At 60.6% G+C, this 14,982-nt stretch carries 16 protein-coding genes; 12 read left to right on the top strand and 4 right to left on the bottom strand.

The genetic code is table 11. The features are described 5' to 3' along the window. Positions 1-123: 123 nt before the first annotated feature. The 3 genes from proB to D9V82_RS00385 all read left to right on the top strand — a co-directional run bounded on the left by proB (position 124) and on the right by D9V82_RS00385 (position 3,169). Positions 124-1,371, top strand: coding sequence for a glutamate 5-kinase (gene proB, locus D9V82_RS00395; RefSeq protein ID WP_121910450.1), 1,248 nt, complete (start codon positions 124-126; stop codon positions 1,369-1,371). 22 nt (positions 1,372-1,393) lie between these two features. Then, positions 1,394-2,323, top strand: a complete 930-nt coding sequence (locus tag D9V82_RS00390) for a D-isomer specific 2-hydroxyacid dehydrogenase family protein (protein WP_121910449.1) — start codon at positions 1,394-1,396, stop codon at positions 2,321-2,323. Between the two features lie 156 nt (positions 2,324-2,479). Then, positions 2,480-3,169, top strand: a complete 690-nt coding sequence (locus D9V82_RS00385) for a metal-dependent transcriptional regulator (RefSeq protein ID WP_121910448.1) — start codon at positions 2,480-2,482, stop codon at positions 3,167-3,169. A 54-nt stretch (positions 3,170-3,223) separates the two neighbouring features. Here D9V82_RS00385 and D9V82_RS00380 read toward each other — a convergent pair whose 3' ends face one another. The 4 genes from D9V82_RS00380 to D9V82_RS00365 are packed head-to-tail and all read right to left on the bottom strand — an operon-like array spanning position 3,224 to position 6,604. Then, entirely contained in the window at positions 3,224-4,021 is a 798-nt protein-coding gene (locus tag D9V82_RS00380; RefSeq protein ID WP_121910447.1) for a metal ABC transporter permease, read from the bottom strand. Next, positions 4,009-4,833 carry a metal ABC transporter permease gene (locus D9V82_RS00375; RefSeq protein ID WP_121910446.1) on the bottom strand — a complete coding sequence of 275 codons (825 nt, stop codon included), beginning with the start codon at positions 4,831-4,833 and terminating at the stop codon, positions 4,009-4,011. Before D9V82_RS00375 ends, D9V82_RS00380 begins: the two co-directional genes overlap by 13 nt. Then, entirely contained in the window at positions 4,830-5,528 is a 699-nt protein-coding gene (locus D9V82_RS00370; protein ID WP_121910445.1) for a metal ABC transporter ATP-binding protein, read from the bottom strand. The genes D9V82_RS00375 and D9V82_RS00370 overlap by 4 nt, the downstream gene beginning before the upstream one ends. Next, complete coding sequence (locus D9V82_RS00365) at positions 5,525-6,604, bottom strand: metal ABC transporter substrate-binding protein (protein WP_121910444.1); 1,080 nt, start codon at positions 6,602-6,604, stop codon at positions 5,525-5,527. Before D9V82_RS00365 ends, D9V82_RS00370 begins: the two co-directional genes overlap by 4 nt. 224 nt (positions 6,605-6,828) lie before the next feature. Here D9V82_RS00365 and D9V82_RS00360 point away from each other — a divergent pair, with 224 nt between their 5' ends. From D9V82_RS00360 to holA, 9 genes are all read left to right on the top strand, one after another. Continuing rightward, complete coding sequence (locus tag D9V82_RS00360; RefSeq protein WP_121910443.1) at positions 6,829-8,097, top strand: glutamate-5-semialdehyde dehydrogenase; 1,269 nt, start codon at positions 6,829-6,831, stop codon at positions 8,095-8,097. Continuing rightward, on the top strand, positions 8,084-9,037 hold the full coding sequence (locus D9V82_RS00355) for a cutinase family protein (RefSeq protein WP_234459366.1): 954 nt from the start codon (positions 8,084-8,086) through the stop codon (positions 9,035-9,037). Before D9V82_RS00360 ends, D9V82_RS00355 begins: the two co-directional genes overlap by 14 nt. A gap of 18 nt (positions 9,038-9,055) precedes the next feature. Continuing rightward, complete coding sequence (nadD, locus tag D9V82_RS00350; protein WP_121910442.1) at positions 9,056-9,673, top strand: nicotinate-nucleotide adenylyltransferase; 618 nt, start codon at positions 9,056-9,058, stop codon at positions 9,671-9,673. A gap of 117 nt (positions 9,674-9,790) precedes the next feature. Continuing rightward, the gene (gene rsfS, locus D9V82_RS00345; protein ID WP_204084081.1) at positions 9,791-10,234 is read left to right on the top strand and encodes a ribosome silencing factor; all 444 of its coding nucleotides are present in this window, start codon (positions 9,791-9,793) and stop codon (positions 10,232-10,234) included. Between the two features lie 7 nt (positions 10,235-10,241). Then, positions 10,242-10,940 (top strand): histidine phosphatase family protein, encoded by a 699-nt coding sequence (locus tag D9V82_RS00340; protein WP_121910440.1) that lies wholly within the window; start codon positions 10,242-10,244, stop codon positions 10,938-10,940. Further along, positions 10,940-11,737: a DegV family protein gene (locus D9V82_RS00335; RefSeq protein ID WP_121910439.1), complete on the top strand. Its 798-nt coding sequence runs from the start codon at positions 10,940-10,942 to the stop codon at positions 11,735-11,737. The genes D9V82_RS00340 and D9V82_RS00335 overlap by 1 nt, the downstream gene beginning before the upstream one ends. 157 nt (positions 11,738-11,894) lie before the next feature. Beyond that, complete coding sequence (locus tag D9V82_RS00330) at positions 11,895-12,572, top strand: ComEA family DNA-binding protein (RefSeq protein WP_121910669.1); 678 nt, start codon at positions 11,895-11,897, stop codon at positions 12,570-12,572. A gap of 19 nt (positions 12,573-12,591) precedes the next feature. Then, a complete protein-coding gene (locus D9V82_RS00325; protein WP_121910438.1) occupies positions 12,592-14,004 on the top strand; it encodes a ComEC/Rec2 family competence protein in 1,413 nt (470 codons plus the stop codon). A gap of 7 nt (positions 14,005-14,011) precedes the next feature. Continuing rightward, a complete protein-coding gene (holA, locus tag D9V82_RS00320; protein ID WP_121910437.1) occupies positions 14,012-14,980 on the top strand; it encodes a DNA polymerase III subunit delta in 969 nt (322 codons plus the stop codon). Positions 14,981-14,982 lie beyond the last annotated feature (2 nt).

Here is a 14,982-nt window from a genome sequence, read left to right as displayed (position 1 = left end):
CGAGTGGGGCTTCTTTCCTTAAGGGGAGTGTGCCCCCACTTCGGACAAAGCTGCTGGCGCACATGGGGGATATACGCCCCAATGGAGGGGACTCGTGCCGGAAGCTTTGTACACTGTAGATCTATGTCTTCTGATCAACAGAAAGAACCTCAACATAAAGAATCCATCCTTCCGCTCCCCGTAGAGCCCTTTAATGGTCCTACCGCTGATACTCCGTTCCCCGATGCTCGCGATGAAAACCCGATAGCCTCTGGGTTTAAATCCGAATTGCGTAATTCCATTGCGGAGGCCAAGCGCGTCGTTGTAAAAATTGGTTCCTCTTCCTTGACGGATGAGAATTTCCGCGTTTCGCCGGAGAAAATCGATCATATTGTTGATGCCGTCCACGCCCGCATGGGGCGCTCCGATGTCATCATCGTTTCCTCCGGTGCGGTTGCCGCCGGTATGGGCCCACTCGGCTTGCATCAGCGCCCCACCGACTTGGCTACGAAACAGGCGTCGGCGTCTGTGGGCCAGGTTCACCTCGCTTATGAATGGGGCCGCTCCTTTGCGCGCTACCAGCGCACCATAGGGCAGGTGCTGCTCACGGCTTCCGATGCCGGGCACCGGGACCGCGCCCGCAACGCGCAGCGCACCATAGACCGCCTGCGCCAGCTGCGCACCATTCCCATAGTGAACGAAAACGATGCTGTTGCTACTTCGGAGATGCACTTTGGCGATAACGACCGACTGTCGGCCTTGGTCGCCAACTTGGTGGGTGCGGATGCGCTCTTCTTGTTCTCTGACGTCGATGGCCTCTATGACAAGAACCCGGCTGAGCCGGATGCCAAGTTCATCGACGAGGTGCGCAGCGGTAAGGATCTCAAGGACGTTGTCGCCGGCGATGGCGGCAAGGTCGGCACCGGTGGCATGGCCACGAAGGTCTCGGCCGCCCGCCTGGCTACCCGCGGCGGCATTCCGGTCCTGTTGACCTCGACCGATAACGTTGGCCCCGCGCTTTCTGATGCCTCTGTGGGCACCGTTTTCCACACCCGCGAGGAACGCCAGCTGTCGGCGTGGAAGTTCTGGGCCCTCTACTGCGCTGATACCGGTGGGGCCGTGCGCCTGGACGCGGGTGCCAAGGAGGCCGTGACCAAGGGTGGTACGTCCTTGCTTGCCGTGGGTATTACTGATGTTCACGGCGAATTCAACAAGGGCGAGATTATCGATATCTTGGGCCCGGCGGGCGAGATTATCGGCCGCGGCGAGGTGCGCTTCGGCTCTGAAGAATTAAACGCCATCAAGGGCATGCAGATGAGCGAGCTGCCAAAAGATAAGCGCCGCTCGGTGGTGCATGCGGACTACCTATCCAACTTCGCCTCGCGCATCTAGCTGCCTGCCGTACGCTGGTTCCATGAAGTATTTTATGGGACCAGAAATTTGGCAGCCGCTGGTAGATGACTTAAGCGCTGCTGGCCACGACCGCGTAGAGAACCTCGAAGACGCAGAGGTCTATGTCAATACCACACCCAGCCCTCGCCGCGTCCCGGAAATACCGGACAATATCGGCTGGGTGCAGCATTGTTTTACCGGCGTCAACCAACTCATCGATGCCGGATTGATTACCCCTGAGGGCTTACCCTGGTGCAATTCCGCCGGCGCCTTTGCCAAGCCTGTGGCCGAATGTGCCCTGGGCCTGCTGCTCTCCCAGGCACACCAGCACAAGGCCTTTGCGCAGGCCGGCACGTGGTCGGTGGCTAAGGAGCTGGATGAGACGCAGGAGTGGATTTATGACCAGCAGGGGCCGAAGGAGGTAGCGATTTTGGGCGCTGGGGGCATCGGCAAGCAGCTCATTGCCTTGCTCAAGCCCTTTGGGGTGCACTTTACCGCCGTGAATCGCTCCGGCCGCCCGGTGGAGGGTGCCGATGAGGTGGTGGCCATGGATGACGCCACGCACGTGTGGGGCGAGGCTGATGTCATTTTCTGCATCCTGCCCGCAACGGCGGAAACGGAGGGGCTTATCGATGCCGCCAAGTTCCGCGCCATGAAGCCGTCCGCCCTGTTTATCAACGTTGGGCGCGGCAGCACCGTGGTCACGGATGACTTGGTGGATGCCCTGCGCGAGGGCCAGATTGCCGGCGCCGGCTTGGAGGTCGTGGACCCAGAGCCGCTTCCCGATGACCACCCGCTGCTCTCCCTGCCCAATTGCACCATGACCCCGCATATCGGGGCGACGAAGCACGTGGCGCAGTACCACATGGGCGATATTTTCAATGCCAACGCCGCCGCGTGGGAGAAGGGTGAGCCCATGCCCACCCAGGTGGACCCGGAGGCGGGATACTAGAAAAATCAAAAGCCACGGACAGCGGTGGCCGGGTGCGTCGCGTGTGTACCGAAGAAAGGACGTACTGCCCACTGTCCGTGGCAAGTGAAAATAAAAGTTCAACTCGTTGAACTACTGCTAAACTAACACTTATCCAAGGACGACGCAAGCACGATTATGAAGATGGTGGATATGCACCTAGAAGAACTGCCTACCCGCAGCCAGGATTATCTCAAGGTTCTGTGGGACTTATCGGAGCACTCCGGTGGTACCCCGGTTGCGCTGAAGGATGTGGCGGGGCGCCTGGAGCAAAAGGTGCCTACCGCCTCAGAGGCGATTAAGAAGCTCGCCGCCCAAGGGCTGGTGGAGCACGAGCGTTATCAGGGTGTCTCATTGAGTCCTGTGGGCCGCGAGCTGGCGATGCAGATGGTGCGCCGCCACAGGCTTTTAGAAACCTTCTTGGTAGAGACCCTGGATTATTCCTGGGACGAGGTGCACGAGGACGCTGACCGCCTCGAGCACGCCTGCTCCGATCGCTTTATCGGGCGCATCGATGCGCTGCTGGGCTCCCCCGACCGCGATCCGCACGGCGATCCCATTCCCGATGTCGGCGGCGGGATCGAGGATCTTGGCACGCTCACGCTGGCTAGCGCCCCGCTCGATGCGCCCGTGACCGTGGAGCGCGTCTGTGATGAGAATCCAGGCCTGCTGCGCTACCTTGACCGCTTCGGGGTGGAGCTGGGCAATGAGTTGCGAGTCAGCGATAGCGTGGCCGGCTTATTGACGGTGCAGATCGAAGGCGGCGAGATGTCGCTGGCGGAGGTGGCCGCCCGCGAGATCACAGTCCGACTCGCCTCAACCAATTAACCTGCGATGCAGCGCTGTGTTGCTGCTTCGCGCTGCGCCGTGCAGCGCCGCACGCTAGGAGACCGCCTGATGTGCCGCCATGCTGGCGAGGTAAAACACGCCGGCCACAATGGCGATTGTGCCGCCGGCCGAAAGGCTCAAGTGCGCGGCGATAAACAGTCCGGCAACCGCGATAGTGATGCCGATGATGCCCGCCCCGATAAGCAGCGCCTCTGGGCGCGATACCCACGGGCGCAGGCCCGCGGCCGGTGCCACGAGCAAGGCGATGGACAAGATGGTGCCGACGGCGGGGATGACGGCGGCCATCGTCAAGCAGATAAGGCCGAGCGTCAGGGCATCGTAAAGCCCACTATGCGGGGACGTGGTGGGGTCGAAATACGCCTGGAAGAGGCGGCGCCGGCAGGCTAGTACCGCGAGCAAACAGGTAACCACCAAGCCGGCTGCGATGGCGACATCGCGGTGGTTGACCGTGGTAAGTGATCCCACCAAAAAACTATCGACGTGCAGCGGCAGCGGCTGGAACCAGCGCAGCAACAAGATGCCCAGCGCAAAGCCCAGGGTCAGCGTGGTGCCCGCCGCAGCGGTGGAGGACACGCCATGCACCTTGCCCAGGTAATGCATGAAAATCGCCAGCGGAATGCAGACCGCCACGGAACCGAGCATGAGCCCATCACTCAAGTTGGTGCCCAGCGCATTGGCCACGACGACGCCGAGGACCGCGCCGGGAAAGGTGCCGTGGGAGAGGCTCTCAGCAAAAAAGACGCGGTTGCCCAGCACCATGAGCGTGCCCACCAGCCCGGAGAGACTACCCACCGCGATGGCTTCGAAAAATGGCAACGTTAAGACACCCATATGCGCCTGCCTAAAAGTGCGAGCGGAACGGTTACAGATAGCGACAGCGCGACGATGGCCTGCGGGGAAATCTGGTGGGAGGTTACCGAAAGCATGAGCCACAGGCCCACGCATACGGCTAGCACCGCGCCAACCAGTGCCCATAGGAGCATCTGCCCCGGGGTACTAGCTAGGACGCGCCCGACCAGGCCTGGCACCACGACGAAACCCAAAACGAGCAAAACGCCGATGGCGGAGCTCGCGGCGACAACGATCAGGCCCACCGCAATGTTGGCGATGACATCGACAAGCCCCACGCGGATGCCGGTTGCGCGCGCTGATTCGCGGTCAAAGGCCACGGCGACCTGTAAGCGCCAGGTGGCCAGGATGAGCAGGGCGGCAACCACGCACAAAATGATGGAAGGCACCATCCGGTCGGTGGTGACATCGAGTAGGCGGCCAAACATGAGGGCCTCCAGCTGGCCAGAGCGATCCCCCACGGCGAGGCTGATGACCACGCCGATGCCATACATCAAGGTCAGTACCACCGCAGTGCCGGATTCATGATCGTGGCCATCGCTGCCGGAATTCAGGCGCGCCAAAATGAGCACCGCGACGCCCGCTGCGACGGCGGCACCGGGCATAATGCCGGGAAAACCCGCCACGGCCAGGCCTACGACGATGCCTGGGAATACCGAGTGGACTAGCGCCTCGACGCTAAATTCCATCCGGCGCAGGTTGACCACTACGCTGACCACCGCGCCAGTTAGGGCTACACACAGCAAAAACAGGGCGGCGCGCTGTATATAGGGGGCAGTAAGCAAGAGCGTCACATGTCCCCCTGCAATACCGACGTGGCCTCCAGGTAGCGCTCGACCGCATCCTCGGTATCAAGGACCTCACTGTGGCCGTCCACGATGAGCATCCCGGCATCGCAGGCGCGCTGCGCCAAAATGGGATCGTGGGTGGAAATGAGCAGGGCAACCCCGCTCTCCTTGAGCTTGGCGATGATCCCCAAAAGCACCTGCCTGCTGTCTTGGTCCAGGCCATTGAAAGGCTCGTCCATGAGCACCAGGTCCGGGTGGGCGGCGAGCGCGCGGGCGATAAAAATGCGTTGGCGCTGCCCGCCCGAGAGTTTGCCCCAGCGGATCTTCTCCTTATCCGCCATGCCGACGAGCTCTAGCGCTTGGTTGATCTGCGGGCGCAGGCGTCGCATGCTGCCCATGCGCTCCCACCACGCGGCCTTATTGAGCAGGCCCATTTCCACGACCCGGCCGGCGGTGACGGGGAAGGTGGGATCGCAGGTGTGGTGTTGGGGAACATATCCCAGCGTCGCCGTGCGCTCGTGCTCGCCGCGCAGCGTGGCAAGGCCAGCGATGGCTTTTAAAACCGTTGATTTACCAGCACCATTAGCCCCCAGCAGCGCGATGGCCTCACCTTCGTGGATGGTCAAGGAGACATCGTTCACGACGGTGGTGGTCCCATAGCCGCAGGAGGCGTGAGAAAGCTTTAGAAGCGGTGCACTCATCGTGCGTTATCCAGGCTTTCTGGCAGATCGGCCACTTCACCGTCCCAGGCTTCTACCAGGGTGGTGACGTTGTGGATGATGGAGCCGATGTAGGTGGCGCCGTCGCTATTCGGCACGCCCAAGGAGTCGCCGTAGAGGGCGTCATCATCCATAATGGCCTTGACGCCTGCGGCGCGGGCGATGGCCTCGATGGACTTAGAGTTATTGGAGTTTTCCGCGAAGATGGCCTTGGCGCCAGAATCGCGGACCTCTTTGGCGGCGTCCTCGATGTGCGAGGAGGTGGCGTCCTGTTGATTATTGAAGTCCGTGAGCGCAGAGCCGATGAACTTGACGTGATAGTCGTTGGAGAAGTAGCCGAAGGCATCGTGTGAGGTAAAGAGCACGCGGTCCTGCTCCGGGACTGTCTCCAGGGACTCGGTGACCCACTTATCCAATTCGTCGAGCTGCTTAGTGTATTTTTCACCGACTTCCTTCACAGATGGCTCCTTATCGGCCAAGGCGTCCACGATATTTTGGACCTGGATCTTGGCATTTTTGGGAGAGGTCCATACGTGCGGGTCGTGGGTGAATTCTGGTTCCTCGCCGTCTTCGCCGGGGAACGGCCACTCGCGCAGATTTACCTTGTGCTTGGAGTTATCATCGCCGGCGGTGACGATGGTCTCGCCGTCAAAACCGGAGGACTCTACGGCGTTATCGAGGAAGTGCTCGAGGTCGACGCCGTTTTTAAAGAGGAAGTCCGCATCCGCCATAGCACTCATTTGCTGCGGGGTCATCTCGTGCTCGTGCGCGCTGGCATTTGGCGCCAAAAGGCAGGTGAGATCGAGGGTGGTCTCGCCATCGCCCTCGGTGGTTTCCTTGCCGCTGGAATCGACCTTGTGGAGCGTCATGCCACCCTGGGCAATCTGGGTGAGGTAATCGCAGATCTGCGTGGTGGTGGCAACGGCCTTGATGGTCTGATCCTCGCCCGAACCGGAGCCTGCGTCGGAACCATTGCCGCCGTCGTTCGTGCTGCAGGCGGCGAGGGCGACCCCGCTCAGGGTCAGCATCAGGCCCAGCTTGGCCACGTTCTTTTTCATGAGTGCTCCTTCTGTGCAATGAAACCTGTCAAGCAAAGAATAAACATACCCAAATAACTATTTCAAGGTATTGAACTATTAGATTTGTAGTTGTGAGCTTTACCGCACTTTCGGGTGCGGGTAGAGGGGTGGTTTTCTCTGCGTAGCCTGCCCGATGTGGGCAAAGAGTAAGGTGTGGGGCGGGCGGCTGAAAAACTCAAGCAGGTTCGTTAGTGTGGTATGACATGAGCAACGCTGAACGTGAAGAAGTTCTGTCCAAAGCCCGCGCTGCTAAGGACGTTGCCCCCTTGGTGGCGCAGTTGTCTACGCCGCGCAAGAACGAAATCTTGCAGCGCGCAGCCGCACATCTCATTGCCCATACCGATGATATTCTTGCTGCTAACCAGCAGGATATAGCGGCAGGCCACGAGCGTGGCATGTCTGATTCCTTGATTGACCGCTTGGCCTTAGACGCTGCCCGCGTCGAGGGTTTTGCAAATGGCCTGCGTCAGGTTGCTGGCCTGCAAGACCCGGTAGGCGAGATCCTGCAGGGGCGCACTATGGATAACGGCATACAGATGAAGCAGGTGCGTGTCCCGCTCGGTGTGATGGGCATGGTCTACGAGGCCCGACCAAATGTCACCGTGGATGCTTTCGGCCTCGCCCTGAAGTCCGGCAATGTGCCGCTGCTGCGCGGTTCAAAATCCGCACGGAACTCCAATGCCAAGCTGGTTGAGCTTCTGCAGGACACCCTCGCGGAGTTCGATTTGCCGCGCGAGGCAGTCCAGCTCCTGCCGTGCGAGACCCACGATTCTGTCCAGGACTTGATTACCGCCCGTGGTCTGGTGGATCTGGTCATCCCCCGCGGCGGCGCTAAGCTCATTGAGGCTGTGGTGACCGGCGCTACTGTTCCGACCATCGAGACCGGTACCGGCAACTGTCATTTTTACATCGATGCTTCGGCCGATATGGACAAGGCTATCGATATGGTCATCAACGGCAAGACCCGCCGCACCTCGGTGTGCAACTCTACTGAGTGCGTGCTTATTGATGCCGCGCTTGATGGTGCCACCAAGCTCCGCATCGTCCGTGCCCTCCAGGAAGCAGACGTTACCGTCCACGGTGACGTAGACGAGCTCGAGGGCTTCGGCGCCATGAACGTGGTCCAGGCTACCGAGGAGGACTGGTGCGAAGAGTCGCTGTCCATGGATATCTGTGCCAAGGTAGTGGACGGCGTTGACGGTGCCATCGCGCACATCGCGAAATTTAGTACCGGCCACACCGAAGGTATCGCGGCCCAGGATGCGGACGTCTTGGTCAAGTTCGGCAACGAAGTCGATGCCGCGGCCGTCATGCTGAATGCTTCTACCGCTTTTACTGATGGCGAGGTTTACGGCATGGGTGCAGAGATCGGAATTTCCACCCAGAAGCTGCACGCCCGCGGCCCGATGGCCCTGCCGGAGCTAACCTCGTCTAAGTGGGTCCTCCAAGGCACCGGTCATGTGCGCCCATAAGAACGTGCGTCTTTTCCCTCGCTCCCGCGCCGCCGTCGGTTTCGCAGCCATTGCCGCCACGGCTGCGCTTGACATGTCCTTGCTTGCTCCCGTCGCGGCTGCCGGTGGAGTAGATGATAACCATCCGCAGGCCGAGACCTGCCCCGACTACGTTTTCCTTGCCGCGCGCGGCTCGGACCAAAACAAGGAGTACGGCGAGTACTTCGGCCCGCAGCGCTATTCGGAACAAGGCGCGGAATCCAATGGTTATGAAGGGCCGAACCTCGCCGGGCTCTTCCACCTGGTAGAACAACGCCATCCCGGCGCCATGGATAATGCCTACGTGCTGGCGCTGGATGCGGATGCTTATCCAGCCTCGATGAACCTGCCACCGCTGGCTCAAGAAGGTGAAAACCTGCGCCCGCTGCAGCTGATGCGCCGTCTAGGTGGAGTCCTGCTGGAACACCCCTTGCACGAGCTGGTCTATCAAGTCACCGTCGGCTTTGTGCAGAGTCTGCGCAGCGGCATGAACAATGTGCCGCGCGTGGTGGAGCGGTATGAAGAGGAAACCGGCTGCAGCCCGCGCTATATCGCTGCTGGGTATTCGCAAGGAGCCATTATCGCCACCAGCGCGGAGCGCTACTTCGCCTCCCAGGGCAAGCTTGCCGGGGCGATCTACCTAGGCAACCCCTTGCGGCGTCCTGGTGGCATGGCCGGTCCGGTCCCGCGATATCTCATTCCTCAAAGCGATGCACTGCCGGCCGATCGCCGCATCGATTACTGCCTTGCCGGCGACTTCGTCTGCGATCTCAGCCTGCGTAATGCCAAAGACGCCTTGGTCACAAAGGCTGCCCACCACGCTTCATATTTCCGTGATAGCCAGGGTGATGTGGCAGTGGAACAGGACAATGCGCGGGTGGCCGATACTGTGGCTGGCTGGCTTAAATCCCCGGCAGGGTAGCGGCTATACTCGCCAGCCATGACTAGTTCCCAGCGCATAGGGATCATGGGTGGCACCTTTGATCCTATCCACAACGGCCACTTGGTCGCCGCCAGCGAAGCGGCGCACCGCTTTGCCCTCGATACCGTAGTTTTTGTTCCCACCGGCCAACCGTGGCAGAAAGCCTCTCGCGAGGTCACCGCGGCAGAACACCGGTATTTGATGACGATGGTGGCGACGGCCTCCAATCCGCGCTTTACCGTCTCCCGCGTAGACATTGACCGCAAGGGTCCTACCTACACTATCGATACCCTGCGCGATTTGCGCGAGCTCTTTCCAGGTGCCGAGTTTTACTTCATTACCGGAGCGGATTCCCTGCAATCGATCATGAGCTGGCATAATTGGGAAGAAATGCTGGACATGGCGCATTTTGTGGGAGTCACACGGCCCGGCTACGAGTTGAGTACGGATATGCTGCCGACCAGTGTGCGGGAGGACATCAGCATTATCGATATCCCGGCCATGGCCATCTCTTCCACGGATTGCCGCGAGCGGGCCGCTCACAATCGCCCGGTATGGTACCTCGTTCCGGATGGAGTGGTGCAGTACATCAACAAAAATAACCTGTATTCTGCGCAACCGGATAAGCCTTTATAAGTCAAGTTTGGGTACAATCGCATCGAACGTGCAAGAATAGACAGCTAAAAGAGACCTCCCCACCAGACGCGAAAAGGGAAATTTTATACATTGTCTATTTCTGATCTCGCCCGCCGCATGGCGGCAACCGCAGCGCATGCCGCACAGGACAAGCTAGCTGGCAATATCGCAGCAATTGATGTCTCCGATGTCCTCGCTATTACCGAGGTTTTTGTGCTGGCTTCTGCCGATAATGAGCGCCAGGTCGGCTCCATCGTGGATGAGGTGGAAGACCAAATGACCGCCCAGGGCTTTGAGCCGCAGCGCCGCGAAGGTAACCGTGAAAACCGCTGGGTGCTGTTGGACTATGGAAATATTGTTATCCACGTGCAGCGCACGGACCAACGCGAGTACTACGGGCTCGACCGCCTGTATCACGATTGTCCCTTGGTGGACATCGAGGGCATCGAGCCACCCGCGCGCCCCGGGGAATGGAACAATGACATCAATCCGCGCACCGTGGATTCCATTGATGAGCTGCCATTGGCGCAAAAGGCCCCTGGCGAGGACGAGGAGCTTTAACCCCATTATGAGCCGCCGCCTGATTCTGATCCGCCATGGACAAACCACCTACAATGCCTCCGGTCGCATGCAGGGGCACTTGGATACTGAGCTTTCCGATGTCGGCTATGAACAGGCCCGCGCCGCCGCGCGGCTGCTCCGGGATCAGGGCGTGGTGAAAATCGTTGCTTCCGATTTGCAGCGCGCGCGAGAAACCGCGCGCGTGGTGGCAGAATTGCTCGGCCTAGACTTTTCCACGGACCCTCGCCTGCGCGAGACCAATCTGGGGCGGTGGCAGGGCAAAAGCTCAGCCGAGGTGGATGCGGAATTTCCTGGCGCGCGAGCCATCTGGCGTCACGACCCCACCTGGGCCCCGCCAGAAGGCGAGTCCCGCGTGGATGTGGCTTTGCGCGCGCGCCCGGTTATCGATGAGCTCATGCAGGAATTTTCCGGATGGGATGACGGTGCGGTGCTCATCGTCGCTCACGGTGGCGCAATTTCCGCACTCACGTGCCACCTGTTGGGCTTGGATCATTCCCAGTACGGCATTTTATCCGGCTTAAAAAATACCCACTGGTCGCAATTGACCGCCCGCCCAGATTTCAACCCGGACAAGCCCGTGAATTCACTGGAATTTACGCCGGACACGGTGGCGGGCGCGCAGTGGTACTTCGATGGTTGGAATATGGGTGGCGAGGTCACCGGTGATGGAGGTGCAGATACCTAGTGACCGTTCGCGTCGTTACCGACTCCGCGGCCAGCCTGCCCCCAGAGACTGCTGCAGCACTTGCTATCACCGTTATAGACCTGCACGTGCTGGATAGCGAGGATCACAGCGGAAAACTGCGCACCACCTCCGGCCTATCTTCTCTGGAATTAGCCGCGGCTTACGGCCGGGAAATGGAAAAGTCACAGGATGACGGCGTCATCGCTATCCATCTGTCCAAGAAGCTTTCGTCTACGTGGTCGGCGGCAGCGGCCGCGGCTGCGGTTTTTCCCGATACGGTACGCGTTATCGATTCCGGCTCGGCCGGCATGGTTACGGGCGCGGCGGCGATGGCGGCAGCTACCAAGGCGGCACAGGGCGCAGCGCTAGAAGAGTGCCACGCGGCGGCGTTAGACAGTATCGGGCGCGCTGCTACTTGGCTGTATTTGCATTCCATTGAGGATATGCGCCGCTCGGGCCGCATGTCTGCAGCCACCGCCATGTTGTCCACCGCTTTCTTGGCTAGCAAGCCGATTATGTCCATCGTGGACGGCAAACTGGAACTGGTGGGAAAAACCCGCACACAGACCAAGGCCTTTACTAAGCTGGTAGAAATGATTTCCGCCCGCGCCGCCGGGAAGCCCGCCTTCATCGCCATCCAGCACAACCAGACCAGCGAAGCGGCGGACAAGCTGCAGAGTCTCTTGCGCGATGCCCTTCCAGAAGGTACGTCTTTTATCAACACGCCCTTAACCGAGGTGCTAGCCGTACACGCTGGCCCCTCCGCCATCGGGGTATCTGCCGTGTTTAGTACCTAGGCCCTCGCACACACGGGCGAAGCTCGCCGCGTGAGGCACCCCCGATTGTGGATAACCCCTAACTATGGCCCGCCTAGTTGTCCCGATCAACGTTTTATCCACAGCACCTCCGTCCACAGTCTTGGACCACCCGGTGCCGCTTTCTATCCTGTGGGACATGGCGGCACCCAAAATCAGCGAACGAATTCGCGAATTTACCCAACCCACCGGTGAGGAAGAACTCCTCCACGTCGATTACCCGCGCCCGCGCGTCCATATAAGCCACTGGCAAGCCTGCGCGGTAGCTATCACAGTAGTGGTAGGCGTCCTGGTTTGGCTTGGCCTTGGATCCCGCCATTCGGATGCGTCCGGCATGCCCGAACCCGCAGCGATGGGCAGTATTACCGCCGAGCCGAGCGAAATCATCGTATCCGTCGTCGGCGAGGTTGCAGCACCCGGCCTGAAGACCCTTGAGCCTGGCGCCCGTATCGCCGATGCCCTTGCGGCCGCCACGCCTTTGCCGGAGGCGGAGACAATGACGCTCAACCAAGCACAGCGGCTTGCAGATGGCCAACAACTTCTTATCCTGCCCCGGGGCGCTCTGCTGCCCGACGCCGCGCTTGCCGGTGCCCCACAAACTCCCGGCGCAGCACCAGGAGGCGGCAATAAAGTCAGCCTCAATTTCGCCACCGCCGCCGAACTCATGGATCTCAATGGGATAGGGGAGGTGACCGCGCAAGCCATCGTCTCCTTCCGCGAGGAGCGCGGAGGGTTTCAGGATATCGAGGAATTGCTCGAGGTCAGTGGGATTGGCCCCGCAAAATTTGCCAAGCTCAAAGATAACGTGCAGCTGTAGGCAGAAGGGTCATGCAGCGATGAGAGAACTTCGCCTGCTTCCAGGCGCCTTGACCTCGTGGGCGGCGGTCATCGCGGTGCTGGTGTTCGGGCAGGGGTGGGCTGTGGCGTGTATCGGCAGTGTCGTAGGAGTCTGCGTACTCGCTCGGCAGTGGGGCCAAGCTATTTTCTGTGGCGTACTCGCCGCCGCCGCTGCCTTCGTTGCCGCCGTCCGGCGCGCGCGTGCAGACGCCTTTGAATTTGGCCGCTTTATCACTGGCCGCGTGGTCGCCGCGCCCACCCAGACAAGCACCGGCGGGTGGCTCATCCGCCTCGATGTCCCGGGCTATCCCGCACAGCTTCTGGTTTTTAGCCCCGAACCACTGGCGGTACCTGCCGGAACGCAGGTCACAGCAGCGATACAACTTTCCAGTTCCGACCAACCCGGAGTGGGGACCGTGGTAGCCAACGCTTCCCACCTGAGTATCTCCGCACCCCCTTCGGGTCTGGCCGGCTGGGCGGCAAAGGTGGCAGATAACTTCCGCACGGTGGTGGTTGAGGCGATAGGCTCAAGCAGTCAGGGTCTCATCCCAGGGATGGTGCTTGGCGATACCTCCCTGCAAAGCCCCGACGAGCGTCAGCTCTATATCGATACCGGGCTATCCCACCTTAGCGCTGTATCTGGTGCTAATGTGGCCATCGTCTGTTCCTTCGCAGCCATCGTCTGCGCCGCGTGCGCGGCCGGACCGCGCACCAGGGTGACGGTATCGTTAGCGGCGCTAGCCACTTATGTCGTCTTGGTGGGCCTTGAACCGTCGGTGCAGCGCGCGGCCGTCGCCGGGGTAGTAGGCCTGCTAGCGGTGTTGCACTCGTCCACCATGGAACCCATCCATGCGCTAGGCCTCGGCATTCTCATCCTCCTATTTGTGGATTCGGATCTAGCGGTGCATTTTGGCTTCGCGCTATCGTGCGCGGCGACCTTCGGAATCGTCTTGCTGAGTCCGCTTATTTATTCGCAACTCGCGGTAACCGGTTGGCCCGCCATCGTCCTGCGTGCCGTGGCCGTGGCGATTGCCGCCGATATCCTCACCCTGCCGCTCATCGCCCTAATGTCTGGCGAGGTATCCGTCGTCTCGGTCCTCGCGAATATACTAGTAGCGCCCGCAACCGCACCCATTACCGTGGTCGGGTTGCTCGCAGCCATCGCCGCGCAGCTAGGCCCCTTGAGCATCATCGCCGCAGGATTATTAAAAGTTATCGAACCCGCAGCATGGTGGATCAATACCATCGCCCACGGGGTGGCCAGCCTGCCCGTAGTCACCATCACCGCCCACCCGCTATTTACTCTCCTCGGTTATGGATGGGTCATTGCGGGACTGCTCTATCACAGGCCGTGGTTAACCCTGGCGGGGGTTATTGTGGGCATCGCCTGCCTGGGTGCGGTAGCCGCATAGCGCTAAAATGATGGGCATGCCTCCCGTACACCTTATTCTCGGCGATGATGAATTCCTCACTGAACGTGCTCGCCACACTATCCATACGGCCGCGGCCGAAGGCGAGGCTAATCGCCCTGAATTGATGACGCTCAAGGCCTCCGAGGTATCCGAAGGCGAAATCTTGGAGGCCACCAGTCCGTCGCTGTTTGGCGATAACCGCGTTATCTTCATCACCGAGTGCGAACGTGCCGGGAAAGAGGTAGTCGATATCATCTTGCGCGCCTGCGCCAATCCCGCGCCGGGCATGACCATGGTAGTGGTCTACTCCGTGGCCGCGAAGACGCTGAAGAAAAAGAAGAAAGCGCCGGAGCTAGTGGCGAAGCTGCGCAAGATTGCGGAGGTGCACGAGGTGTTCTCGCTCTACCCCAATGAGCTGGGCCAGTGGGCCACCCGCGAGTTTGCCTCCCACGGCGTTCGCCCCACCCCGGATGTTGTGCACGCCGTTCTCGACGGCGTCGGTTCCGACCTTCGCGAACTCGCCTCCGCCATCTCCCAGCTCGTGGCCGATACGGGTGGCAACGTCACGCAAGAAGCGGTGCGCAATTATTACATAGGTGTGGCCGAGGTAGCTAACTGGGACATTGCCGATGCCGCCGTCGCCGGCCGTGTAGAGGCCGCCGTCTCCACTTGCCGGCGCGCCCTCCAGCTCGGCACCAGCCCCGTGGCCATCGCCGCGGCTTTGGCTAATAAAGTTGGCGCCGTTGCGCGTCTGTATTCCGCCCGCGGGGATCAGTACTCACTAGCCAGCCAGACTGGGCTTGCCCCGTATGTCGTGAAAATGACCCAGCCGGTGGCTAGACGCTGGACTGCCGATGCCATCACCGCCGCCGTCATCCTAGTCTCTGAACTGGACGCCGCCGTGAAAGGCCGAGGTGGTGAGCCCGAATTCGCCGTTGAGGCGGCCGTAAAACGAGTCGCAGAATTGGCACGTTAAGC

It is taken from the genome of Corynebacterium macginleyi (assembly GCF_003688935.1).
In the GTDB taxonomy this organism is placed as follows: Bacteria; Actinomycetota; Actinomycetes; order Mycobacteriales; family Mycobacteriaceae; genus Corynebacterium; species Corynebacterium macginleyi.
Note: the sequence above shows the minus strand (reverse complement) of the source record. Positions and strands in the feature narration are given on the sequence as shown.